Origin of the sequence: Kribbella sp. NPDC059898 (assembly GCF_042730855.1) — a bacterium.
Taxonomy (GTDB): Bacteria; Actinomycetota; Actinomycetes; order Propionibacteriales; family Kribbellaceae; genus Kribbella.
Genome location: NZ_JBHWKR010000023.1, coordinates 80,657 through 103,240 on the forward strand (window position 1 = coordinate 80,657; position 22,584 = coordinate 103,240).

General features: G+C 69.7%; 23 protein-coding genes and 1 pseudogene. 14 read left to right on the forward strand and 10 right to left on the reverse strand.

Annotated features, from left to right (window positions below; translation table 11 throughout):
* The first annotated feature begins 69 nt into the window (after nucleotides 1-69).
* The 3 genes from ACFV9C_RS41305 to ACFV9C_RS41315 are packed head-to-tail and all read left to right on the forward strand — an operon-like array spanning nucleotide 70 to nucleotide 1,582.
* Complete coding sequence (locus tag ACFV9C_RS41305; protein ID WP_380202884.1) at nucleotides 70-372, forward strand: ArsR/SmtB family transcription factor; 303 nt, start codon at nucleotides 70-72, stop codon at nucleotides 370-372.
* Nucleotides 369-842, forward strand: a complete 474-nt coding sequence (locus ACFV9C_RS41310) for an SRPBCC domain-containing protein (RefSeq protein WP_380202886.1) — start codon at nucleotides 369-371, stop codon at nucleotides 840-842. The genes ACFV9C_RS41305 and ACFV9C_RS41310 overlap by 4 nt, the downstream gene beginning before the upstream one ends.
* Complete coding sequence (locus tag ACFV9C_RS41315; protein WP_380202888.1) at nucleotides 839-1,582, forward strand: SDR family NAD(P)-dependent oxidoreductase; 744 nt, start codon at nucleotides 839-841, stop codon at nucleotides 1,580-1,582. Before ACFV9C_RS41310 ends, ACFV9C_RS41315 begins: the two co-directional genes overlap by 4 nt.
* On the opposite strand, the gene ACFV9C_RS41320 is transcribed toward ACFV9C_RS41315, so the two are convergent.
* Together ACFV9C_RS41320 and ACFV9C_RS41325 are read right to left on the reverse strand one after the other, a co-directional pair.
* Nucleotides 1,575-2,513: an ornithine cyclodeaminase family protein gene (locus ACFV9C_RS41320; protein WP_380202890.1), complete on the reverse strand. Its 939-nt coding sequence runs from the start codon at nucleotides 2,511-2,513 to the stop codon at nucleotides 1,575-1,577. The two genes, ACFV9C_RS41315 and ACFV9C_RS41320, sit on opposite strands and share 8 nt — an antisense overlap.
* Nucleotides 2,510-3,091, reverse strand: a complete 582-nt coding sequence (locus ACFV9C_RS41325) for a hypothetical protein (RefSeq protein ID WP_380202892.1) — start codon at nucleotides 3,089-3,091, stop codon at nucleotides 2,510-2,512. Before ACFV9C_RS41325 ends, ACFV9C_RS41320 begins: the two co-directional genes overlap by 4 nt.
* Nucleotides 3,092-3,163: 72 nt before the next feature.
* Here ACFV9C_RS41325 and ACFV9C_RS41330 point away from each other — a divergent pair, with 72 nt between their 5' ends.
* Entirely contained in the window at nucleotides 3,164-3,640 is a 477-nt protein-coding gene (locus tag ACFV9C_RS41330) for a DUF1992 domain-containing protein (RefSeq protein ID WP_380202894.1), read from the forward strand.
* Here ACFV9C_RS41330 and ACFV9C_RS41335 read toward each other — a convergent pair.
* Nucleotides 3,633-5,723 carry a thiamine pyrophosphate-dependent enzyme gene (locus tag ACFV9C_RS41335; protein WP_380202896.1) on the reverse strand — a complete coding sequence of 697 codons (2,091 nt, stop codon included), beginning with the start codon at nucleotides 5,721-5,723 and terminating at the stop codon, nucleotides 3,633-3,635. The two genes, ACFV9C_RS41330 and ACFV9C_RS41335, sit on opposite strands and share 8 nt — an antisense overlap.
* Before the next feature lie 145 nt (nucleotides 5,724-5,868).
* Between ACFV9C_RS41335 and ACFV9C_RS41340 the strand changes: the two genes are divergently transcribed.
* Nucleotides 5,869-6,531, forward strand: a complete 663-nt coding sequence (locus ACFV9C_RS41340) for a hypothetical protein (protein WP_380202898.1) — start codon at nucleotides 5,869-5,871, stop codon at nucleotides 6,529-6,531.
* A gap of 306 nt (nucleotides 6,532-6,837) precedes the next feature.
* On the opposite strand, the gene ACFV9C_RS41345 is transcribed toward ACFV9C_RS41340, so the two are convergent.
* Nucleotides 6,838-7,704 (reverse strand): hypothetical protein, encoded by an 867-nt coding sequence (locus ACFV9C_RS41345; RefSeq protein ID WP_380202900.1) that lies wholly within the window; start codon nucleotides 7,702-7,704, stop codon nucleotides 6,838-6,840.
* 97 nt (nucleotides 7,705-7,801) lie between these two features.
* Nucleotides 7,802-8,593 (reverse strand): sigma-70 family RNA polymerase sigma factor, encoded by a 792-nt coding sequence (locus ACFV9C_RS41350; RefSeq protein WP_380202902.1) that lies wholly within the window; start codon nucleotides 8,591-8,593, stop codon nucleotides 7,802-7,804.
* 169 nt (nucleotides 8,594-8,762) lie between these two features.
* On the opposite strand from ACFV9C_RS41350, the gene ACFV9C_RS41355 reads away from it, so the two are divergent.
* The 3 genes from ACFV9C_RS41355 (at nucleotide 8,763) to ACFV9C_RS41365 (ending at nucleotide 10,961) form a co-directional block, all read left to right on the forward strand.
* Nucleotides 8,763-9,473: an NIPSNAP family protein gene (locus ACFV9C_RS41355; protein WP_380202904.1), complete on the forward strand. Its 711-nt coding sequence runs from the start codon at nucleotides 8,763-8,765 to the stop codon at nucleotides 9,471-9,473.
* 148 nt (nucleotides 9,474-9,621) lie between these two features.
* The gene (locus ACFV9C_RS41360; RefSeq protein WP_380202906.1) at nucleotides 9,622-10,479 is read left to right on the forward strand and encodes a serine protein kinase RIO; all 858 of its coding nucleotides are present in this window, start codon (nucleotides 9,622-9,624) and stop codon (nucleotides 10,477-10,479) included.
* Between the two features lie 14 nt (nucleotides 10,480-10,493).
* On the forward strand, nucleotides 10,494-10,961 hold the full coding sequence (locus tag ACFV9C_RS41365) for a hypothetical protein (protein WP_380202908.1): 468 nt from the start codon (nucleotides 10,494-10,496) through the stop codon (nucleotides 10,959-10,961).
* A 60-nt stretch (nucleotides 10,962-11,021) separates the two neighbouring features.
* Here ACFV9C_RS41365 and ACFV9C_RS41370 read toward each other — a convergent pair whose 3' ends face one another.
* Nucleotides 11,022-12,677, reverse strand: a complete 1,656-nt coding sequence (locus tag ACFV9C_RS41370) for an FAD-binding dehydrogenase (RefSeq protein ID WP_380202910.1) — start codon at nucleotides 12,675-12,677, stop codon at nucleotides 11,022-11,024.
* 248 nt (nucleotides 12,678-12,925) lie between these two features.
* On the opposite strand from ACFV9C_RS41370, the pseudogene ACFV9C_RS41375 reads away from it, so the two are divergent.
* The 3 genes and pseudogenes from ACFV9C_RS41375 to ACFV9C_RS41385 all read left to right on the forward strand — a co-directional run.
* Nucleotides 12,926-13,975: pseudogene (locus tag ACFV9C_RS41375) on the forward strand (RNA-guided endonuclease InsQ/TnpB family protein); the annotation flags it as partial.
* Nucleotides 13,976-14,060: 85 nt separating this feature from the next.
* The gene (locus ACFV9C_RS41380; RefSeq protein ID WP_380202912.1) at nucleotides 14,061-15,917 is read left to right on the forward strand and encodes a DUF5107 domain-containing protein; all 1,857 of its coding nucleotides are present in this window, start codon (nucleotides 14,061-14,063) and stop codon (nucleotides 15,915-15,917) included.
* 212 nt (nucleotides 15,918-16,129) lie between these two features.
* A complete protein-coding gene (locus tag ACFV9C_RS41385) occupies nucleotides 16,130-16,531 on the forward strand; it encodes a DUF3592 domain-containing protein (protein ID WP_344200428.1) in 402 nt (133 codons plus the stop codon).
* 31 nt (nucleotides 16,532-16,562) lie between these two features.
* Here the strand turns inward: ACFV9C_RS41385 and ACFV9C_RS41390 are convergent, their stop codons facing one another.
* Complete coding sequence (locus ACFV9C_RS41390; protein WP_380202914.1) at nucleotides 16,563-17,180, reverse strand: TetR/AcrR family transcriptional regulator; 618 nt, start codon at nucleotides 17,178-17,180, stop codon at nucleotides 16,563-16,565.
* Between the two features lie 88 nt (nucleotides 17,181-17,268).
* Here ACFV9C_RS41390 and ACFV9C_RS41395 point away from each other — a divergent pair, with 88 nt between their 5' ends.
* Nucleotides 17,269-18,411: a phosphatidylinositol-specific phospholipase C1-like protein gene (locus ACFV9C_RS41395; protein WP_380202916.1), complete on the forward strand. Its 1,143-nt coding sequence runs from the start codon at nucleotides 17,269-17,271 to the stop codon at nucleotides 18,409-18,411.
* A 4-nt stretch (nucleotides 18,412-18,415) separates the two neighbouring features.
* Entirely contained in the window at nucleotides 18,416-18,856 is a 441-nt protein-coding gene (locus ACFV9C_RS41400) for an OsmC family protein (protein ID WP_380202918.1), read from the forward strand.
* 214 nt (nucleotides 18,857-19,070) lie between these two features.
* Here ACFV9C_RS41400 and ACFV9C_RS41405 read toward each other — a convergent pair whose 3' ends face one another.
* Together ACFV9C_RS41405 and ACFV9C_RS41410 are read right to left on the reverse strand one after the other, a co-directional pair.
* Entirely contained in the window at nucleotides 19,071-19,193 is a 123-nt protein-coding gene (locus tag ACFV9C_RS41405; protein WP_380202920.1) for a hypothetical protein, read from the reverse strand.
* Between the two features lie 62 nt (nucleotides 19,194-19,255).
* Nucleotides 19,256-20,410: an aromatic acid exporter family protein gene (locus tag ACFV9C_RS41410; protein ID WP_380202922.1), complete on the reverse strand. Its 1,155-nt coding sequence runs from the start codon at nucleotides 20,408-20,410 to the stop codon at nucleotides 19,256-19,258.
* Between the two features lie 57 nt (nucleotides 20,411-20,467).
* Between ACFV9C_RS41410 and ACFV9C_RS41415 the strand changes: the two genes are divergently transcribed.
* Nucleotides 20,468-20,968 (forward strand): DUF5709 domain-containing protein, encoded by a 501-nt coding sequence (locus ACFV9C_RS41415; protein ID WP_380202924.1) that lies wholly within the window; start codon nucleotides 20,468-20,470, stop codon nucleotides 20,966-20,968.
* A 107-nt stretch (nucleotides 20,969-21,075) separates the two neighbouring features.
* Here ACFV9C_RS41415 and ACFV9C_RS41420 read toward each other — a convergent pair whose 3' ends face one another.
* Nucleotides 21,076-22,401, reverse strand: a complete 1,326-nt coding sequence (locus tag ACFV9C_RS41420) for a cytochrome P450 (RefSeq protein WP_380202926.1) — start codon at nucleotides 22,399-22,401, stop codon at nucleotides 21,076-21,078.
* Between the last annotated feature and the right edge of the window lie 183 nt (nucleotides 22,402-22,584).

The window sequence follows — 22,584 nt, forward strand, 5'->3', positions numbered from 1 at the left end:
TTGACATCACGTCGGCCGGCACGCATCCTTAACCACATGGTTTCAAAACCATTAGGTTATGAAGATGGATTGACCGGTGTCTTCGCGGCGCTCGCCGATCCGACCCGGCGCGCGATCCTCACCCGGCTGAAGAGCGGCGACGCCACCGTCGCCGAGCTCGCGGCGCCGTTCAGCATGTCGCAGCCGGCCGTGTCCAAGCATCTGAAGGTGCTCGAGCAGGCCGGGCTGATCAGCCGCTCGCAACGAGCGACTGCCCGGCTCAGTCATCTCGAGGCCGAGCCGCTCCGGGGCGCGGTCGGCTGGCTGATGGACTACCGCGCGTACTGGACCGAGAGCTTCGACCGGCTCGACGACCTGCTGGAGGACCTGTGAAGATCATCGCCGAGCCCGGCTCGCCGCAGGTCGTCATCATCCGGGAGTTCAACGCCTCACGGGAGTCGCTCTTCCGCGCGTACACCGAGCCGGACCTGGTGAAACGCTGGCTCGGGCCGGCCGGGCTCGAGCTCGTCGTCAACCAGCTGGACCCGCGGCACGGCGGCCGCTGGCGGTGGACGCACTACGACGCTGCCGGCAAGGGCTACGTGTTCCACGGGCTGTACCACGGTGAGCCGACACCGGAACGGATCGTGCAGACGTACGAGTTCGACCAGGCGCCCGGCACCGTCTACCTGAACCTGATCACCTTCGACGAGGCCGACGGGGTCACCACCCTCACCCAACGGACCGTGTTCTTCGCGGTCGAGGACCGGGACCTGTACGTCGACGGCGGGATGGAGCGCGGTATCCGCGCGTCGATGCGGCAACTCGCGGACCTCGTCGCCGAACTGGAGGAAAACCCATGATGCTCAACGGAAAACACGCGATCGTGTACGGCGCGGCCGGCCCGATCGGCGGCGCGGTCGCCCGGTCCTTCGCCCGCGAGGGCGCCATCGTCCACGTGGTCGGCCGTACCGTCGAACCGCTCGACCGCCTGGCCGGCGAGATCCGCGCCGCGGGCGGTACCGCCGAGGTCGCGGTCGTCGACGCGCTCGACGAGCAGGCGGTCGACCGGCACGCCGCCGTACTCGACCGGATCGACATCTCGTTCAACCTGATCGGCCACAAGCAGTACTTCGGTACGCCGCTGGTCGACATGTCCCTCGCCGACGTCGAGGAGCCGGTCCGGAACATGCTGCGCACCTACTACCTCACGTCCCGCGCGGCCGCCCGGCGGATGATCGAGCAACGCTCCGGCGTGATCCTGACCTTCGGCGGGTACGGCGAACCGGCGGCGAACCTGGGTGGATTCCAGGTCGGGTTCGGTGCCGTGGAGGCGCTCCGCCGCAGCCTGGCGCGCGAACTCGGCCCGCACGGCGTACGCGTCGTCACGCTGCAAACGAACGGCATTCCGGAATCCAATCCGGACACCTATCCCGAGGATTTCCGTCGCGAGGTTGCCGAGCACACCGCCGCCCAGACCATGCTTAACCGCGCCGCGACCCTTGCCGACGTAGCCGCCGCGGCCACCTTCGCCGCGTCCGACCAGGCCGCTGCTTTCACCGGTAGCGCCCTCAATCTGACGGCCGGCGCCGTCGTCAACTGAGGAAGTCGATCGTCCGTCCGGCGTGTTGTGCGGCTTGAAAGACGGGCCAGGCGATCGCCAGGTCCTGCCAGGGCAGGCCGACGGGTGCGTAGACGGTGACCTCGTCCGCCTGCCGCCCTTCGGCCGCTCCGGTCAGCACGTCGGTCAGGGTCGCGTGCGCCGCATCGACGGTGAGGCCAACGTTGCCCAAGGCCCCCATCTGAACGGCGAGTGCGCGGTCGTCGACGATCACCCGTGCGGCGGACAGCAGCTCGGCCGAGAGCTCCACCTTGCCGGGCTCGTCGGCGCCCAAGGTCGTCAGATGCAGACCCGGTCTGAGATCAGCCGCAGTGAGCAACGGCTCCCGCGACCAGGTGGCGAGCACCACGAGGTCCGCAGCCGCAGCCACCTCTCGCGCACTGCCCACCACAACCCCCGGAATCCCTTGCCTGGAAAGGAAATCGGCCGCCCGTCCAGGATCCAGATCGTGGACCACCACCCACCGCACCTCCCGAAGCACCCCAAGCCCAGCAAGAGCCACCTCAGCCTGCACCCCCGCCCCAATCACCCCAACAACGTCCGGTGTGGCGGGGCGGTTTCCTGACAGTAGGTGTGTGGCGAGGGCTGCGGCGAGGCCTGTGCGCCAGGCGGTGATTGTGGAGCTGTCGAGGAGGGCCAGGAGGGTGCCGTCGGTCAGGTCGTGTAGGCAGACGACGCCGCGGAGTGCGGGCGTCGAGCCGGGGAACTTTGCGTTGACCTTCACGGTGTACGCCGGGATGCCTGGAATCAGCCCCGGTAGCAGCGCGGTCGCCGTACCGGGACCTGGGAGGTCGGTCCGGATCCGCAGCGGCTCGATCGGGCTCGCCTGCCGGAATCCGTGCCGCAGCGCGTCCAGCACCGCGGGTACGTCGAGCACCCGCAGGATGTCCGACCGGGTCAGCAGTACCGTCACGCGGCCGGTGGGATCTTGTGGTCGGCGTACAGGTCGGGGATCGGGATCGGCATCCGCCAGAAGTGCGCGTCGGACTGGATCACGCCGTGCCGGACAGCCAGGTAGCGCAGCACGCGGAGCGGGCCGGCGATCAGTACGAACGCCAGCGGCAGCTCGACCAGGAACGCGCTGAGCAGTGCCTGCGTCAGGTCGTCGCCGCGCTGGCTGGTCATCACGTCGACCCAGGCGTCGCAGATCAGCAGCACGCCGGACGCGAACGCGGTCGGGAACACGAACTGCTTGCGTTTCCACCCGCCGATCGCGGTCAGCAGCAGCGTCGTCAGGAGCAGGATGTCGAACCCGACCCAGGTCGCGCCCCAGTTCCGGGCGACGTAGTGGTCGGGCAGGGTGAGTGCCAGGTACACGGTCCACGGGACCAGTACCGCGACACAGACCATGATCAGTACGGTCCGCCACTTGCGGATCCGCTCGATCGTCCGCCGGGACGGCAGCCCGCCCGGGCGCGGCACGAGCCGCAGGATCAACGCCCGCCGCTCCGCCGGCGTCATCGCCGCGATCTCTTCGTCGGTCAGCTGCACATCTCGAGTATGCCTTGTGATTGCATTCACAAATTAGTAGTCTGGGGTCAACTCCTAGGTGAGGTGCTGATCATGACCGAGCGGAAACCACCCGGCATGAAGACCCAGGACTGGGTCGAGGCTCAGCTCAAGCGTGCCCAGCAGACGGGTGAGTTCGACAACCTGGCGCTCGCCGGGAAGCCGCTGGAACTGGCCGACGGGCACGACCCGGACTGGTGGGTGAAGGACTTCATCCGCCGGGAGAACATCGAGACCGACGCGCTGCTGCCGTCCGCGGTGCAGCTCCGCAAGGAGAAGCAGCAGCTCCACGAGAAGGTCCGCGGGATGCGCCGCGAGTCCGAGGTCCGCGAGTACCTGGCGGATCTGAACAACCGGATCCGGCTCGCGATCCGCGACACCACCGGCCCCGTGGTTCCGACCGGCCCGGTGAACGAGGACGCGGTGATCGCCCAGTGGCGGATGGAACGCCCAACCCGCGAGCCGGCCGCCCCGCGCACTAGCCCGCCGAAGCCGCAGAAGAAATCGCTCTGGCAGCGCCTGTTCAGCTGAGCAGTTCCCGCGCGGCTGCCTCGATGGTCTGCTCGCTGAGCAGTACGTCGTGCGCGGCCGCGCCCAGCGGGACGTACGAGTCGTAGCTCGTCACCCGCGCCAGCCGTCCGGCGTACCCGTGGTCGATCAGCGTGGCCAGCACACCCTCGGACACCCCGCCCGACCGGCGGGTCTCGTCGGCCACCAGCACCTTCCCGGTGGCGTTCGCCTCGCGCAACAGGTCCGCCACCGGCAGCGGCGCCAGCCAGCGCAGGTCGAGGACCCGGATCCCCGGCACCCGCGCGGCCACCCGGAGGCTCATCGGTACGCCGTTCCCGAACGTCACGATGGTCAACCCGTCCCCGTCGCCGTACGTCCGGCCGCGCCCGATCTCGACCGGCTCACCGGCGTACGGCGCCAGCCACTGCTCGTCGCCGTCGGCGTACAGGTCCCGCCGGTGGTAGAGCGCGATCGGCTCCAGGAACACGCTCACCGCGCCGGTCGCCCGCGCCGCGGCCGCGCACGCGTGCAGCATCCCGGCCGCGTCGTCGGGCCGCGCGGGCGACGCGATCACGATCCCGGGGATGTCCCGCAGTACGCCGATCGCGTCGTCGTTGTGGAAGTGGCCGCCGAAGCCCTTCTGGTACCCGTACCCGGCGATCCGCAGCAGCATCGGGTTGGCGTACTGCTCCTGCGAGAAGAACTTCAGCGACGCCGCCTCGCCGCGCAGCTGGTCCTCGGCGTTGTGCAGGTACGCGAGGTACTGGATCTCCGGGATCGGCAGCAGCCCGGACACGCCCGCGCCCAGCGCGAGCCCGAGGATCGACTGCTCGTCGAGGAGCGTGTCGAACACGCGGGCCGGGCCGTACGCCTTCTGCAGTCCGCGCGTCACGCCGTACACCCCGCCCTTGCGGCCGACGTCCTCGCCGAAGACCATCGCCTCCGGGTAGGACTTCAGTACGTCGCTCAGGGCGCGGTTGATCGACTGGCTGAGCGTCAGGCGCTCGGCGGTCGGGGTGGATTGAGGCAGGGCCTCGGCGACCGCGTCCGCCGGCGGGAAGCGCAGCGGCGCGGCGACGGCCTCGGCCGAGGTCAGCTGGGGGAGGCCCGCGACCTCGGCTGCGATCCGGAGCGCCTCCGCCTGCTTGTCGTCGTACAGCTCGATGATCTCGTCGGCCGAGTAGCCCGAGCCGAGCAGGTAGCGCGCCGTACCGAGTAGCGGGTCCAGCTCCTCGTCTGCGGCGAGCTCGGCGGCGGAGCGGTACGCCGTCTCCACGTCGGAGCCCGCGTGGCCGAGCAGCCGGACCGTGCGCAGGCGGAGGAACGCCGGGCGCCGGTTCCGCCGTACGAACGTGGCCGCCTCGGTCGCCATCGAGAGCGCCGCGTCCAGGTCGGTGCCGTCCGCGTCGAAGTACCGCAGGCCGGGGCGGGAGCCGTACGCCTGCCGGATCCAGCCGTCCGGGGTGCGCACGCTGATCCCGATCCCGTTGTCCTCGCAGACCAGCAGCAACGGCATCGGCAGGCCCTGGTACGAGGCGTGCAGCGCCGCGTTGATCGCGCCGGTCGCGGTCGAGTGGTTCGCGGAGGCATCGCCGAAGCTGGTCACCACGATCGCGTTGTCCGGCCACGGGGACGGTACGCCGAGCTTGTGCGACCGGTTCAGCGAGAACGCGACGCCCATCGCCCGCGGCAGATGCGACGCGATCGTCGACGTCTGCGGGATCACCGACAGCTCGTGCCGGCCGAACACCTTGTGCCGGCCGCCCGCGATCGGCTCGCTGGTCGCCGCGGCGACGCCGAGCAGGATGTCCCGCAGGCCCTCCTTGGACCCGCACTGCGCCGCCCGGGTCAGGTAGAACGCGCCCGAGCGGTAGTGCAGCAGCGCCGGGTCGGTCGGCCGCAGCGCCGCGGCGACGGCCGCGTTCCCCTCGTGGCCGGCCGAGCCGATCGTGTAGAAGCCGGTGCCCTGGGACTGCATCCAGCGCGCTGCCAAGTCCGCGTGCCGGCTGCCGAGCTGAGCGTCGTACAGGTCACGGAGCAGCTCTGCGTCGTGCTCCCACGGCGCCGGGGCGAGGCCGCGGACGCGTTCGGCGAAGGTCCTCATTTCAACCATGATCCGGGAAGAGGCGTCCGATCACAGCAGCGACCACCAGTTGAACAGGTCACGCGGGGAACCGCGACCAGGGGTTGTTCGTTCACCGGACGAGGGGGACTCTGTGGGGTGTGGTGACGGTGAGTGAGCTGTGGTGATGCACCTTTCGCGGGTCGTACGGCGGGTGGGAGTCGCGGCCGGTCTCGGCGTCGGGACCGCCGGCGCGATGGCCGGTGTCCTGTTGCTCGGGCCGCTGGCCGCGTCGATCCTGCTGGTCGTGGTGTTCGTGCTGGTCTGGCCGTTGGCCGCGGTGGTGCGGCACGTGACCGAGGAGGCGCCGTACGGTTCGGCGGCGCTGGTCGCGGCGACGGCGGCCGGCGCGGTGCTGTGCCTGCCCGGGTTGGTGCGGCTGCTCGCGTGGGGAGCACTCGGCGTGACGGCGGGGCTGATTCTCGCGGTGGTGTTCGTGCTGATCGATCTCGTCGTACCGGATCGGGAGGTGCACTGGCAGTCGCCGCGGAAGGCGCGCCGCCGGCGGAACCTCGAGCGGTTGACCGACGCGCAACTCGCTGAGGACGAGGAGCTGATCGCGTCGCTGCAGTGCCCGTTGTCGATCGCCGAGCTGTGCGGCGTCTGGTCCGAGACCGCGACCCAACTGTCCCACGGCGCCGGCCCCCGCGACCGCCAGGCGGTCGCCGAAGTCCGCCGCATCTGCCTCGACGAGTTCGAACGCCGCAACCCCACCGGCTTCCACCGCTGGCTCGACGCCGGCGCCCCCGCCAACCCCAGCCGCTACCTCCTCCCCATCCCCGGCGAGTAACCCCACCCCACACCCACCCCACGCCCCGCGTCCCCAACCCACGCCCCGCGTCCCCACCGCACGCCCCGCGCCCGCAACCCACACCCACCGCACACCCCGCGTCCCAACCCCCACACCCACCCCACGCTCCGCGTCCCCACCCCCCACACCGACCGCACGCCCCGCGTCCCACCCCCACAGCACGCCCCACGTCCGCAACCCACACCCACCGCACGCCCCGCGTCCGCAACCCACCCCGCCCGCTGACCGGGCGCGCTCGGCGGGGCGCCTCTGCGCCGCCACCCGCGCCCAGCGGGCGGTTCGCGCTTACAGCCGGTTGTAGTGCTTGCGGGCCTCGCGGCTGTGCTTCTGTGCGTCGCGCGCGGCGCGGCGGGCTTCGTCCAGTTCGGCGCCTAGTTTGTGGACGAGGGCCTGGGCCTCGGAGAGGGCGTCGCGGGCGTCGTCCAGTTGTTTGTCGAGGTCCTCGACCGTCGCCTCGGCGGCCTGGGCCGCGGTGACCGCGTCCTCGAACGCCCGCTTGGCCTCCGCCTTCGCGGCCGCCTCGCGCTCCTCCTGCTCGCGCCGCGCCCGCTCCTCCACCTGCTTCTCGGCCGAGACCTCCTCGGCCTCCTCAGCCTGCCGAGCCGCCCGCCGTTCCCGCGCGGCCTGCCGGCGCTCGTCGGTCAACGGCGTGACGTTCGACGGCTCGCCGTTCTCATCCACCACCCCGAACCCGACATGCCGCAGCGCACTGCTCAACCGCCCCTCGCGTACCGCGTCACCCGCCGCGGGGTCGATCAACGCGGCGTCCAGCGTCTCGCGCAGCTTCGTGGCGACGTCGGGGCTGAGCTTCTGCCCCCGGTCGCCCGCCAGCCGGGCCGCCTCATTCGCGAGCTGGTCGAGCACCTGGTGACGCTTCGGCGTCAGCTCCCGCAGCCGCTCGCCGTCCAGGTCCGCCGTCGCCTCCCGGAACTCGTCCCCGAGCGCCAGCAGGTCGTCCAGCTGGTCCGGCAACTCCCGCGCCACCAGATTCGCGATCCACGCCGCGACCGTCGGCTTGCGCAGCGCCTTCAGGCGTGTCGACCCGAGCGGGTCACCGGCAGCCTTCAGCTGCTTGGCCAGCTCGTTGCGAGTAGCAATGAAGTCGGCCGCCGGTGCCGCGTACACCGCGTCCGCCGCCTCCTCGAAGTCCACACCCGCGACGCTACCGCACCGAAGAACGGGTAGTACGCGCCTCGCGCGCGCCCCGTCCCGCCTGCCGCGGCCGTGAAAACCCCAGCGGGGCCGACCATTACCCGTTCTTCTGCACGGTCTCGGCCAGCTCGGAGCGGAGGTTGTCGAGAATCCCGCGGAGCAGCCGGGAGACCTGCATCTGGCTGACGCCGAGCTCGTGCCCGATCTCCTCCTGAGTGAACCCGTTGCAGAACCGCAGCTGCAGGATCCGCTTGTCCCGGTCGCCGAGGTTCGACACCGCCGGCGTCAGCCGGTGCACGTCCTCGACCAGGTCGTACCCGGCCTCGGCGTCCGCGACCGTCTCCAGCAGACTGGTCCCGCCCTCCGCCGTTCCGGGCGCGTCCAGCGACAGCGTGCTGAAACACCCGCGCACCGACACGGCCTCCGCGACCTCGGCCGGATCGGTGCCGAGCGCCGCCGCGGTCTCCTGGTCGCTCGGAACGTGACCGAGCCGCTGGATCAGCTCCGGTTCCGCGGCCGCGATGCTGCCCTGCATCTCCTGCACCCGCCGCGGCGGACGGACCGTCCACGCGCAGTCGCGGAAGTACCGCTTCAGCTCGCCGCGGATCGTCGGTACGGCGTACGAAAGGAACGCGGTCTCCGCCTCCAGCCGGTACCCGTTGGCGGCCTTCACCAGGCCGAGGTACGCGACCTGTTCGAGATCGTCGGCGTCGACTCCCTTGCTGCGGTAGCGGGAGGCGATCGAGCGGGCGACCGGCGCGTTCAGCAGCACGACTTGATCGAGACAGGCCTGATGGCGGGGATCGGGGACGCCGTCTGCCTCGAGCAGCAGCTCGTGGGTGGCGTCGGCGATGTTCTGCTTGGACTCTTCGATTGCTGCGATCGTCACGGGAGATACCTCGTCGTGTCGTCGTGCACTTCCCAGTGGCAGGGGGCTCAACCACCTGACTCCACCAGACCAAACTCGCGGTGTGAGTGCAAGTACTGGGCTGTTACGGGTGTTTCAAACGACTGTCGCCTGACAGTAACTGTCAGGTTTCGGTGGTTGGCTGCTCACCATGAACGAGTGCTGCGCCGTTGCGGACCTACGCCAGTACACGCTGCACCCCGGGCAGTGTGACACCTTGATCGACCTGTTCGACACGTACTTCGTCGACGGGCAGGAAGCGACCGGGATGCACATCGCCGGTCAGTTCCGCGATCTCGACGACCCGGACCGGTTCGTCTGGATCCGCGGCTTCCGCGACCTGCCCGCGCGGGCGGACGCGTTGAACGCCTTCTACTACGGGCCGGTCTGGCGCGCGCACTCCGCGGCGGCGAACGCCACGATGATCGACTCGGACAACGCGCTGCTGCTGAAGCCGGTCCGGCTCGGGCCGTCGTACCCGGCGCTCGACGCCCCGCGACCCGGCGACACGGACGCGGTGATCGCCGGCGTGGTCCACCATCGCGGTGCCTCCGACGACGGATTCGTCGAGTACTTCGAGGACCACGTCGTACCGGTGTTGCGGGCGACCGGGGCCGAGCCGGTCGCGGTGTTCGAGTCGTTGGTTGCCGAGAACAACTTTCCGCAGCTGCCGTTGCGGGACGAGGTGGTGCTCGCCTGGTTCGCCCGGTTCCCCGGGATCCCGGCGTACGACGAGCACCGCCGGCAACTGACCGCGTCCCGGGTCTGGCAGGAGCAGGTGCTGCCCGAACTGGTCTGCCGGTCCACGAAGCCGATGCAGGAACTCAGGCTGAGTCCGACCGCGCGATCCCAGCTCCGGTAAATACGTTGCGGAGCCCGCGACGGGCGGGCATCCTGGTTTGGCCGAGCGGCGACGAGCGCTGCCTGGACTAAGGAGGGCTGACGGATGGCCATCACTGCGCTGCGGCATGTCCGCGTCAGCCTCACTTCTTCGTTCAGGAGCACCTCCGTTGTCCTTTCCCGAGTACGAACTCACCGATAACTCTTTCAACTTCCAGTTCCAGTCGATCGACGAGAACCTGGGTCCGGACCAGCGGTGGTCCACCTGGCTGGACGTCGAGCGCGGCTCTCGCGGCCCGGAACCACGACCCTCGTGGGTCGTGACGGAACAGGCCGCGATCGATACCGAGCTCGGCGTCCTCAAAACCGGCAAGGAAGCCGACGTCTTCCTGGTCGAACGGGCCGTCGAAGCCATCGGCGACAACCCGGCGAAGTCCTCGCTGCTGGCCGCGAAGCGGTACCGCACCGAGGAGCACCGGTCCTTCCACCGCAGTACGTCGTACGTCGAAGGCCGGCGGACGCGGAACAGCCGCGACAGCCGGGCGATGGCGAAGAAGTCCGCGCACGGGCGCAGCGTCGCGGCCGGTGGCTGGGCGTACGCCGAGTGGGAGGCCCTCAACCGGCTGTGGACGGCCGGCGTCCCGGTGCCGTACCCCGTGCAGGTGGACGGCACCGAACTGCTGATGGAGTTCATCGACGACGGCCAGGGCGGCGCCGCACCACGCCTCGCCCAGGTCCGCCCGCCGAAGGACCTGCTCGAGGTGTACTTCGAGCAACTCCGCAACGGCATGCGCGAACTGGCCCGGGCAGGGCTCGCACACGGCGACCTCTCGCCGTACAACGTCCTCGCCCAGACCGACCGCATCGTAATGATCGACCTCCCCCAGGTCGTAGACATCGTCGGCAACCCAAAGGGCATGGACTTCCTCCTGCGCGACTGCCACAACATGGCAACCTGGTTCACCAACCGCGGCCTGGAGACCGACGAACAAGAACTCTTCGCCGACCTCCTCACGATGGTGTTCTGACCGATACTGGTCGCATGTCCGACAACGACCGCATCACGAAGCGAGGCTTCCAGACCGGCGCCACGATCCCATATGTGGTGCCGGACTCACTGGACGACCTGAAGGGGCCGGCAAGTGGCGTCGTGTCGCTTCCCCCGGAGCTCCGGCCGCCGCCCGTCAATCGCTACGATCTCGATGTTCTCGGCGAGCGCATCTCCTTCTACGCGCACGTGATCAGTGAGGCGCGCCGCGCTGAGGAGCTGACTCGGCACCTGAACCGCGGTCTGCTGCTGCAAGTCTGGCCGTACCTTGTGCTGCCGCGCTACTGCTTCCCGAAGTGGCATGCACGGTTTCCAGAGCTCGCCAAGGTCGGACGACCCGATCCTCCGCGTCGTCCCGGTCCTTCGCAGTGGCTGGCGGAGTCTGGGATGGCGCAGGCCGGCCGGGGGCACACGTCGTACTACCCTGGCCGGCATCGCGACGGGCCGCAAGCCGCACGCTGAATGTCAGGGGTCAGCTGCGGCGATCACAGTTACAGGGTTCGTCGGACGGAGGAGGCGCCGTCAGCGGGTGGCGGCCGCGGCGGCGCGGCCTGCTGTGCGGGCGGTGAAGAGGCAGCCGCCGACGAAGGTGCCTTCCAGGGAGCGGTAGCCGTGGACGCCGCCGCCGCCGAAGCCGGCGACTTCGCCGGCCGCGTAGACGCCGGGCAGCGGGGTGCCGTCGGTGCGCAGTACCCGCGAGTCCAGGTCGGTCTGCAGGCCGCCGAGGGACTTGCGGGTGAGGATGTTCAGCCGTACGGCGATCAGCGGGCCGGCCTTCGGGTCGAGGATCCGGTGCGGCGGCGCGACCCGGATCAGCTTGTCGCCGCGGTAGTTCCGGGCGCCGCGGAGCGCGGTCACCTGCAGGTCCTTCGTGAACGTGTTGGCCAGCTCCCGGTCCCGGGCGAGGATCTGCCGCTCCAGGTCGTCCAGGTCGATCAGGTTCTCGCCGGTCAGGTCGTTCATCCCGCGGACCAGGTCCGGAAGGTTGCCGCGGACAACGAAATCCTCGCCCTTGTCCATGAACGCCCGCACCGGCGGCGTCGCGCCACCGCGGGCGCGGCCGAGCACACCCTTGATGTCCTTGTTGGTCAGGTCGGGGTTCTGCTCCTGGCCGGAGAGCGCGAACTCCTTCTCGATGATCTTCTGGGTCAGCACGAACCACGTGTAGTCGTACCCGGTCCGCATGATGTGCTCGAGCGTCCCGAGCGTGTCGAACCCGGGGAACAGCGGCACCGGCAGACGCTTGCCGGTGGCATCGAACCAGAGCGACGACGGGCCGGGCAGGATCCGGATCCCGTGCAGCGGCCAGATCGGGTCCCAGTTCTGGATGCCCTCGGTGTAGTGCCACATCCGGTCCCGGTTCACGTACCGGCCGCCGGCCCGCTCGGTGATCGCCAGCATCCGGCCGTCGACGTGCGCAGGTACGCCGCTGATCATCCTGCGGGGCGGTTCGCCCATCCGCTTCGGCCACTGCGCCCGGACCAGGTCGTGGTTCCCGCCGATCCCGCCGGACGTGACGATCACGGCCTGCGCCTTCAGGTCGAAGTCGCCGACCTCGACCCGCGAACTCGACACACCCCGCGGTACGTCGCTGGCCTCGAGCACCTTGCCCGCGACACCGTCGACGACCCCGCCCGTCACGGTCAGCTCGTCGACGCGGTGCCGGAACCGGAACTCGACCAGGCCCAACGCATGCGCCTCCCGCACCCGCCGCACGAACGGCGCGACCAGCCCCGGCCCGGTGCCCCAGGTGATGTGGAACCGCGGTACGGAGTTCCCGTGGCCGTCGGCGTGGTACCCGCCGCGCTCGGCCCAGCCGACCACGGGGAAGAACCGCACGCCCTGCGCGTGCAGCCACGGACGCTTCTCGCCGGCGGCCCAGTCGACGTACGCCTCGGCCCACTGCCGGGCCCACTTGTCCTCGTCGTCAAGCCGGTCGAACCCGGCCGACCCGAGCCAGTCCTGCAGCGCGAGGTCCCGGGAGTCCTTGATCCCCATCCGGCGCTGCTCGGGCGAGTCCACGAACATCAGCCCGCCGAACGACCAGAACGCCTGCCCGCCGAGCGACGCCTCCGGCTCCTGGTCGAGCAGCAGCACCTTGCGGCCCGCGTCGGCCAACTCCGCGGTCGCCGCGAGCCCGGCCAGCCCCGCCCCGACGACGATCACATCAGCGTCCATTGGACTTCGGTGAGGGGATCCGCTGCTTTCTGCCGGGGAATTGTGGCCGCAGCTCCGCTGCTGATCATCCTCACCACCTCCTCTCCACTACTAGATACGTCCTGTGTGTATAACAGTGACGTGACTGTGACACGGAAGGACACGGGGCGGCGGCACATCGCGCTGTGGGAGAGGCCGCGGAGGAAGTGATCCGGGCCTACAAGTTCCTGCTCCGCCCCACCAGCCGTCAAGAGCAGGCCCTTACAGAGATGCTGCGAGACCACTGCGCCCTGTACAACGCCGCCCTCCAGGAGCGCCGCGACGCCTACCGGCACGTGTCCAAGACGCGGGTCCGGTACGGAGATCAGTCCGCTCAGTTGAAGCACATCCGCGCCGAGGTCATCGAGCAAGCGCGGTGGTCGTTCTCGTCCCAGCAAGCCACGCTGCGCCGTCTCGACAAGGCTTTCCAGGCGTTCCTCCGACGGGTGAAGGCCGGACAGGCGCCTGGCTATCCACGATTCCGTGGAGTAGGCCGGTTCGACACGGTGGAGTTCCCGAAGGATGGCGATGGGTGTCGTTGGGATTCCAGCCCGGAAGGCCCACAGACTCGCGTCCGGCTGCAGGGTGTCGGTCATGTCCGTGTCCACCAGCACCGCGCCGTCAAGGGCCTGGTCAAGACCGTCTCGGTAAAACGAGAGGGTCGCCGATGGTATGTCGTCGTGGTCTGCGACCAGGTGCCCGCTGAGCCGTTGCCGGTCACCGGCAGCATCGTCGGTATTGATGTTGGCGTGGTGCACTTCTACACCGATTCCAGCGGCCACCACGAACCAAACCCGCGTCCTGGAAACGCCGCCGAGGCCGCCCTGATGGAGGCGCACAGGTACCTCTCGACGTTTCCTCGACGGTCCCGTTCCAAGCGTCGCCGCGCCGCAGCGCGGAAGGTGGCGAAGCTGCACCGCAAGGTCCAGCGACAACGGCTCGACTTCCACCACAAGGCCGCGCTCGCGCTGGTCCGTGGACACGATGTCATCGCTCACGAGTCGCTGAACATCGCCGGGATGACAAAGGTCCCCAAACCGAAGGTCGACGAGTCCGGAGGTTTCCTTCCCAACGGCGCGGCGGCGAAAGGTGGACTGAACAAAAGCATTCTCGATGCGGCGTGGTCGCAGTTCCTGAGCATCCTGGCGAACAAGGCTGAGAGAGCCGGACGCCAAGTGGTCCCAGTGAACGCGGCCAATACGTCTCGGACGTGCCCGGAATGTGGGCACTGCTCCAAAGACAACCGCCTCACCCAAGCCGACTTCCGTCTGCGATGTGGCCTAGCCGCTGACACAGGAAGCCTGCGGCTTCGGTCGTGGGCGGAGTCACGTCGACCATGTATAGCGCACTTGCGAAGATACGTCTGTGACGACTCTTTCTGCGCAAAACCTCGTGATTCCTGCAGCTTCGCTCGGTCCGGAGAACCCGCTGGCACCGCTGCGCACGCAGCGCGAGGTGCACCACGTGGAGAACATCGCCGAACTCCCGGCCGACCTGCGGACGAATATCGAGTACGGCGCCCTGCACAGCCCGCTGCCGTGCCTGAACCAGGACGCGTACGACCGCACACTCGTCGAGACGCCGCTTCCCGCGCTCGTCCTGGAGAACGACCATGTCCGCGCGACCCTGCTGCCGAGCCTCGGCGGCCGGCTGTACTCGCTGGTCCACCACGGGACCGAGCTGCTCTATCGCAACCCGGTGTTCCAGCCCGCGAACCTCGCGCTCCGCAACGCCTGGTTCGCCGGCGGCGTCGAGTGGAACGTCGGCAGCACCGGCCACTGGACAGGGACGTGCGCGCCGATGCACGCGGCCCGGGTCGACGGACCGGACGGTACGCCCATGCTCCGGTTGTGGGAGCTCGAACGCACCCGGAACCTCGTCACCCAGCTCGACTTCTGGCTGCCGGAGGACTCGGAGTTCCTGTACGTCGGCGTGCGGCTGCAGAACCCGTCCGACGTCGACGTCCCGGCGTACTGGTGGTCGAACATCGCCGTACCGCAGTCGCCCGACCGGCGGGTGCTGGTACCGGCGGAGCAGGCGTGGCAGTTCGGGTACGGGAGCCGGCTCGACCTGGTCGACGTGACCACGGACCTGACGTACCCGATGCGGCATCCGCGGGCGATCGACTACTTCTTCGAGCCGCTGGCGGGGGAGGCGTCGTGGATCGCTTCCGTCGACGGGGACGGCGACGGGCTCGTGCAGGCGTCGACCGAGCAGCTGCGGGGGCGGAAGCTGTTCGTGTGGGGGCAGGGCGACGGTGGACGGCGGTGGCAGGAGTGGCTGGCGCCTGGTCTTTCCGGTGATGGGTACGCCGAGATTCAGGCTGGGCTTGCCCGGACGCAGATGGAGCACCTACGGCTTCCTGCTGATACCTCTTGGAGCTGGTTGGAGGCGTACGGACGTTTGTCCATGGACGCCGGTGTAGCGCACTCCCAGGACTGGAAGGCAGCTCGCGAAGGTGGGGCTGCTGCGTTGGGTCCGGTGTTGGGTGGGCTGGCGGCCCGGGAGCGGGAGTGGGCGCGGGTTGTCGATGCAGCGCCGGTGGAACAGCTGGCGTTGGGGTCCGGGTGGGGTGCGTTGGAGGTGAAGCGGACCGGGTGGGCCGTGTCTGCGGGTACGCCGTTCAGCGAGGACACCCTGACTGCTAGGGAGTCGGCCTGGCTGCCGTTGTTGGACGGGCAGCTGCCGGCGGAGAACGACGTACCGGACGGGACCCTGGTCGCGTGGCGCGAGCTGCTGGAGGCGGCTGAGGACAACTGGCTCGTTTGGTACCACCGGGGCGTGGCTCGGCACTACGACGGTGACGTGGACGGGGCCGTGGAGGCATGGCGCCGGTCCGGGGACAACGCCTGGGCTCTACGCAACCTCGGTGTAGTTACGGGCGAGTTGGACTACTACGAGCGTGCCGTCGCGCTACAGCCCCAGTTGGTGCCGCTGGTGGTGGAGGCGGTCGCGGCCGCGCTCGACTCCGACGTACTGCGGGCCGAGCGGATGCTCGCGGAGGCGCCCGACGACCCGCGGGTGCAGCTGCTGCGGGTACGGCACGCGTTGGAGACCGGAAATCCGGCGAAAGCCCATGAATTGCTGGCCGCCGGGATCCAGCTGGCCACCGTCCGGGAGGGCGCGAACCCGCTCACCGAGTACTGGCTGGCCGCCGAGGAGGCGCTTGGCACACAGCGGCCAGTACCGCCGCAGTACCGGTTCGGAATGGGCGAAAACTGACAACTACAGGTCAACTCTACCTCTAGAAACACCGCTCCACCGGACTCTACTATGGTCCTGTAGACGAAAAAGTGATCCTGTAAAGGTTTCGTGAAGTTACACGGAACCAAGTGGAGTCCGGTGGCGTCCCACCGGTGTACGGCAAGGGCCGTGCAAGGCAGTTTCGACAAACGACCGCGTCGCTCGCGGGCGGCGCGTCGGGGGTGAGTGCCATGTTGACGATCGTTGTACTAGGTGGGTTCGGCCTGGTGCTGGTGGTCGCGGCTTTCATCGTGACCGAGGTTCTGGCCGGCTTGCGCCGGGACGAACTCCCCACCGGCACGGAGGAGAAGACCGCGGGACGAGTGATCCGGGTGCGTGGCCCGGTCCGCGGCCAGCTGGCGAACGGTGCACCGGCGGTCTACACCGAGGTCATCGTCGAGTACTACACGCGCCGGGGCGAGGGACCGTACGAGGTCGCCCGCAAGTTCCCGGTCGGGAGCCGCATCACTTACGCGAAGGGTGACCGGGTGATCGTCGCGTACGACGTCCGGAACCCGCGCCGGGCCCGGCTCGCGGGCCGCGTCAGCCACTGGCCGACGATGGGGCCGTACTCCGCGGCCCCGGCGGCCTGACGGAACACCCTGCTTGAGCCTCCTCTCCGGCTCAAGCAGGCAGATGCGGGGCGAGCAGGTCGTACAGCACCGGCCGGCCCCGGTCCAGGACGTACTCCGCCTCGTCCCCGGACAGCCGGTCCGCCAGGTGGGCCAGCGCCTCGCCCATCGCGATGCTGAGCGTCACGGCCAGGCGGAAGTCCCTGGTGTCGCGAGCGCCGAACCGCGCCGCGAGCAGTTCCGCGAACTCGCCGGCGTGCTGGTCGTCGAACTCGCCCGGCTTGGCCTCCAGCTCCGGATCGCCGAGCCCGCTGAGCACGACCGCCTTGAACCCCGGGTCCGTGCGGTGCATCTCCCGGAACGTCTCCAGCGTCACGTCCACGGCCCCGCGCCAGCTGGTCACCGCGGCCAGCCGCTCCCCGACCGCCTCGGTGTAGCGCGCCTGGTTCCGGCGTTCGATCGCCTGGATCAGGCTGCGCTTGTCCGGGAAGTACCGGTACACGCTGCCGACCGCGATCTCGGCCCGTTTCGCGACACCGCTCGTCGACGCCGCGTCGTACCCACGCTCCACCACCTCGGCGCAGGCCGCGTCCAGGATCCGTTCGACCTGGCGGCTGGCCCGGTCCTGGGTGGGCGTACGGCGGAGCGGATACGCGCCCGATGTCACCATTCACTCATTGTCCACGGAACCGGGGACAGCGTTGCCACCTCTTTGTGACAGATTGCCGACAGTTGGTCATGACGGAGGGGAAACTTTTATGCGCGTCAACAAAACCGTCGTCGCCGGGCTCGCGTCCGCCGCACTCGCCGCGTCCGGGGTGGCCGGTACGGCGTACTCCCGGCACGGGTCGCAGGGCGACGACCTGCGACTGAACCAGATCCAGGTGGTCGGGTCGCACAACTCGTACCACCGCGAGCTCAGCCCGGCCGAGCAGAAGGTGCAGCAGCAACAGAACGCCGGCTCGGTCGACCTCTGGTACTCGCACGCCCCGATCACCCAGCAGCTCGAGGACCAGAACGTCCGCGCGCTGGAGCTCGACCTGTACCCGGACCCGCAGGGCGGGCTGTACACGTACCCGCTGATCCGCAAGCTGACCGGGCAGGGACCGCTCACCGATCCCGCGATGGCCAAGCCCGGGATCAAGGTCATGCACATCCCGGACTTCGACTACAACACGAACTGCGACACGTTCGTGCTCTGCCTGCAGCAGGTGAAGACCTGGTCCGACGCACACCCGAACCACGTGCCGATCGCGATCAACCTCGAGCTCAAGCAGTCCGACCCGGCCGTCGTCGCGGCCGGTGGCGTGAAGGCGCCGCCGTGGGACGCCGCCAACCTGGACAGCGTCGACACCGAGATTCGCTCGGTGTTCAGCGAGCAGCAGCTGCTGACGCCTGACGACGTACGCAAGCCGGGCCTGACGCTCGAGCAGTCCGTGCTGACCAAGGGCTGGCCGAAGCTGAACAGTGTCCGCGGCCAGGTGATGTTCTACTTCGACAACGGTGGACCCGGCGAGATCCGCGACACCTACACCGCGGGCCGGCCGAGCCTCGAAGGCCGGGCGGTGTTCACCCGCGGGCCGGAGGGCGCACCGGACGCCGCGGTCACCGAGGTGAACGACCCGCGCGGCGCGAACCAGGCGGAGATCCAGCGGCTGGTGCAGAAGGGGTACCTGGTCCGTACCCGCTCCGACGAGCCGATGGCGACGATCCGGGACAAGGACTACACCCGGCTCGGGATCGCGCTCGCGAGCGGCGCGCAATGGGTGACGACGGACTTCCCGGTGGCCGGGATGGCGGCCCGGTACGACAGCGATTACGTCGCCAAGCTGCCCGGACACACTCCAGTACGATGCAATCCCGTCACCGCGTCCGCGAAGGCGGCCGTCTCGGAAAGGTGAGTCCATGTCGGAGCACGTGGTCGATGTGAGCTGGAGCCGTGGTGAGCACGAGTTCACCTACGACGCCTACAACCGCGACCACGAGTGGCGCTTCGACGGCGGGATCACGGTGCCGGCGTCGGCGAACCCGGCGTACCTCGGGAATCCCGGCCCGGTCGACCCGGAGGAGGCGTTCGTGGCGGCGCTGTCGTCGTGCCACATGCTGACGTTCCTGGCGATCGCGGCCCGGAAGCGGCTGGTGGTGGACTCGTACGACGACCACGCGGTCGGCGTGATGGCCAAGAACGAGGCCGGGCGGCTCGCGGTCACGCAGGTGACCCTGCACCCGAAGATCGTCTGGGGCGGTGCCGAGCCGGACACTGCGACGCTCGACAAACTGCACCATCTGGCGCACCAGGAGTGCTTCATCGCGAACTCGGTGACCACCGAGATCACCGTTGCGTAAAACCACCCGCCGACCGGCCTGAGCCTCGCGCAAGCGGCGTCAGGACGGTCGGCGGGTGGTTGCGGTGCACCTCTGTGGCGGTGCACCGGTAACGGATCCGGGGGCGCCTCGCACTGGGGCGCCTCTGCGTTTGATGTGCGACTTCCGTGCGGTCTGGCTCGGTGGGCAAGACCGTCCGGGTGCGCCGCCCGGTTCCGTTCGTCCGGCTGGCGCCTTACTGCTCGGCGGCGGCGTCGGTCCGGTCGTCGGTGGTCTGGGTGCTGTCGACGGCCAGCAGGTCCTCGAGATCACGAACCTGCTCGGCGGCCATCGTGCTCATCAGTCGGTGGATCGTCATGCTGGTGAGACGCGGAGCGTGACGAGGTATGACGGCGAAACCGATTGTGACCTGAGTCACTGCTACTTCTCGTCGAGTCCGTCCAGCCGGAGTGGGACGAGTTTGCGGGCGTCGTCGTACGACGTGCCGGTGAGTTCGAGCAGGTCGATGATCGTGGAGCGGAGCTGGCCGAGCACGACGACCGCGGACAGGCCGGTCGGCAGCGGGAGTTCCGCCGTACGGCGGCCGAGCTCGCCGAGGACCCGGTGCGCCGCGACGTCGGCGGCCGGTTCGAACAGGGACTCGCCGATCAGCCGGGTGCCGTCCGCGAGCCGCTCGAGCAGCATCGGGTACTCGGCCGGCATGCCCTCGTCCCGCCATACCGACACCGCGCACCGGCGGACCAGCACCCTGGTGTTCCGGATCGCCCGGTCCAGCGGTACAACGAGGTCCGCGATCTCCTGCACCCGCCCGCGGTGCCGCCGGCGGAACGGTGACAGCCGGACCACCGCGACGCCCTCCTCGGCGGCGCTGCGCAGGTCGTCGAGCCGGGACTCGCTGGCCCGGGCCCGGCGGAGCGCGTCGGTGACCGCCTCCTCGTCCCGGGACCGCAGGCCGTCCGCGGTCTCGTTGAGGATCGCGGCCAGCTCGCTCAGTACCCCGGCGGCCTGCTGCCGTGGCCGCCGGATCGCCGCGGCCGGGGCGATCGTCGCCGCCGCCAGCGCGACCAGACCGCCGAGCGCGGCGTCCTGCCAGCGGCTGAAACCGGCGTTCGGGTTCGGCAGCAGGGTGGTCACGATCGCCGCCTGGACGCCGGCCTGGGTGGTCATCAGATTGCCGGCCCCGAGCAGTACGGCGACGCTCATCGCGAGCGCGATCACGAAGATCAGCTGCGCGACCCCGGTGCCGAACGCCTTCACGAACAGGTCGCCGACGCCGACGCCGACCGCGACGCCGACCATCACCTCGGCCACCCGGCGGAGCCGCTGGCCGAAGCTGAACCCGAGGCAGACCATCGCCGCGACCGGTGCGAAGAACGGCTGCTTGTGGCCGACGACGTACCGGGCGATGGTCCACGCCACGCCCGCGGCCAGCGCGCACTGGGCGATGAAGAAGGCCCGGCTGCGCCAGCGTTCGACCCGGCGCCGGATCGACGCACGCGACCGCCGCGCGGCCTGCGGGGCGATGTCGTCCCGCAGTTCCCGCAACTGGTCCAACGTCAGCCTGACCGGATCCACGGGCCCCATTCTCCGTTGAGCTTGCTTCCGTTGCGTACGACGCGCCAAGGTTTGCACATGAGCGAGAACAACCGTGAGGACTACGGCAGCTACTCCGTCGACGACGAGGATCAGCTGCAGCCGGGGGACACCCTCAACGACCGCGGCGTGGACGACCTGCTGGACGAGGGGTACTCGCCGCCGGAGAAGTGGTCCGCGGGCGAAGGCTTCGGTACGACGGCCGACGAGGCGCTGCAGGGCGAGACCCTGGACCAGCGGCTCGCGCAGGAGGTGCCGGACGTCGACCCGTACGCCGAGGACGGTGAGGAGGTCGGCGGACCCGAGGTCGGCAACACCCGCTCCGGCCGGCTGGTCGCGTCCGACGAGGGCACCCGCGAGGACGACGACAGCGAGCTGTACGCCTCCGACGTCGGCATCGACGGCGCGGCCGCCGGCGCCGAGGAAGCCGCCGTACACGTCGTCGACGAGGACGACTTCGAGCTCTCGGACGACGACGAGGGCGACCGCGAAAGCTACCGCGACGTCGACCTGGGCGACGTCGGCGACCTGGAGGACTGAACTCTCCCCGGCCTCTGGTGGGTCCACCCACGAGAGGCCGGGTTTGCGTCCGGGATCCGATGGGCGAACCCAGCATCTGGTGGGTGGACCCACGAGAGGCGCGGGGGTTAGCGGCGCGTGACAGTGACCTCGGCGCCGCGGCGGGGGACCAGGGTGACGTTCTTCGGCTGGGCCGGTTCGGGTGTGGGATCGGGGGCCTGGAAGTTGAAGGTGGTGAGGGCGGCGCGGAGGATCTCGGTGCCTTCCATCAGCGAGAAGCCGGCGCCGATACACCGCCGGGCGCCGCCGCCGAACGGGATCCAGCTGCCGGGCGCGGGCGGGTCGTCGGAGAGGAACCGCCGCGGGCGGAAGTCCTTCGGGTTCGGGAAGTGCTCGCCGTCGCGGTGGACCAGGCCGATCGCGGCCATGATCGTCGTACCGCGGGGCAACCGGTAGCCCGCGATGTCGGCGGTCTCGGTGAGCCGACGGCCGACCTGGTAGACGACCGGGTGCAGGCGGAGCGCCTCCTTGACGATCGCCTCCAGTTCGTCGTCCGCGCCGGCGTCGGCCGCCCGCTGGCCGAACTCCAGGTCCGCCGGGCGCCGCGCCAGCTCGTGGAACGCCCAGGCCATCGCGGTCGCGGTCGTCTCGTGGCCGGCCAGCAGCAGCGTGACCAGCTGGTCCCGCAGCTCCACGTCCGACCAGTTGCCTGCGGCAAGGAGACGGGACAGTACGTCGTTGCGCCCGGCAAACGTCTCGCGGCGGCCGGCGATCTCGTCGGACAGGATCTCGTCGATCCGCCGCTGGGTGTCCAGGAACGTCTTCCACGGCCGGACCTTGAGCAGCGGCGGGTAGAAGCCGCCGAGCATGATCACCGGCGACACGGAGACGATCTTGTCGAGCAGCGGGCGGAGGGTGTTCAGCCGGTCGACGTCGGTGACGCCGAAGATCACCTGCAGGATGATCTCCAGGGTCAGGTTGCGCATCCGCTGGTGGACCTTGAACGGCGTACCGGTCGGCCATTTCGCGACCTCGGCCCTGGCCAGTTCGTGCACCATCCCGGCGTACCCGCGCAGCGCCGCCCCGGAGAAGGCGGGCATCAGCTGCTTGCGCATCCGGACGTGGTCCTCGTCGTCGAGCAGCAGCAGCGAGTGCGAGCCCATGATCGGCTCCAGCACCGTGTTGCCCTCGCCGGCGTGCATCACCGCGGGCGGGCTGCCGAACACCTCCTTGATGTGCTCGGGCCGGCTCAGTACGACGCACACCCGGCTCGACGGCACCAGCCGGACCGTGAACACGTCGCCGTACTTCTCCCGCATCCGCGGGAAGAACGTCTTCCGGTGACTCGCGAACAGCACAGTCTGCGCGAGCGTCGGCAACCTGGGCCCGGGCGGCAACGTCCGCGCCGTCTGCCGATCGAGCGTCCGCGAACCGAGCAAAGGTGTCGGAGCCATACCCGCACGCTACGTCAGCCGGGTGAACACCCAACATCAAACGCACCAACCACCGCACACCCGACCCCAACCACCGCACGCCCGGCCTCAACCACCGCACGCCCGGCCTCAACCACCGCACGCCCGGCCTCAACCACCGCACGCCCGGCCTCAACCACCGCACGCCCGGCCTCAACCACCGCA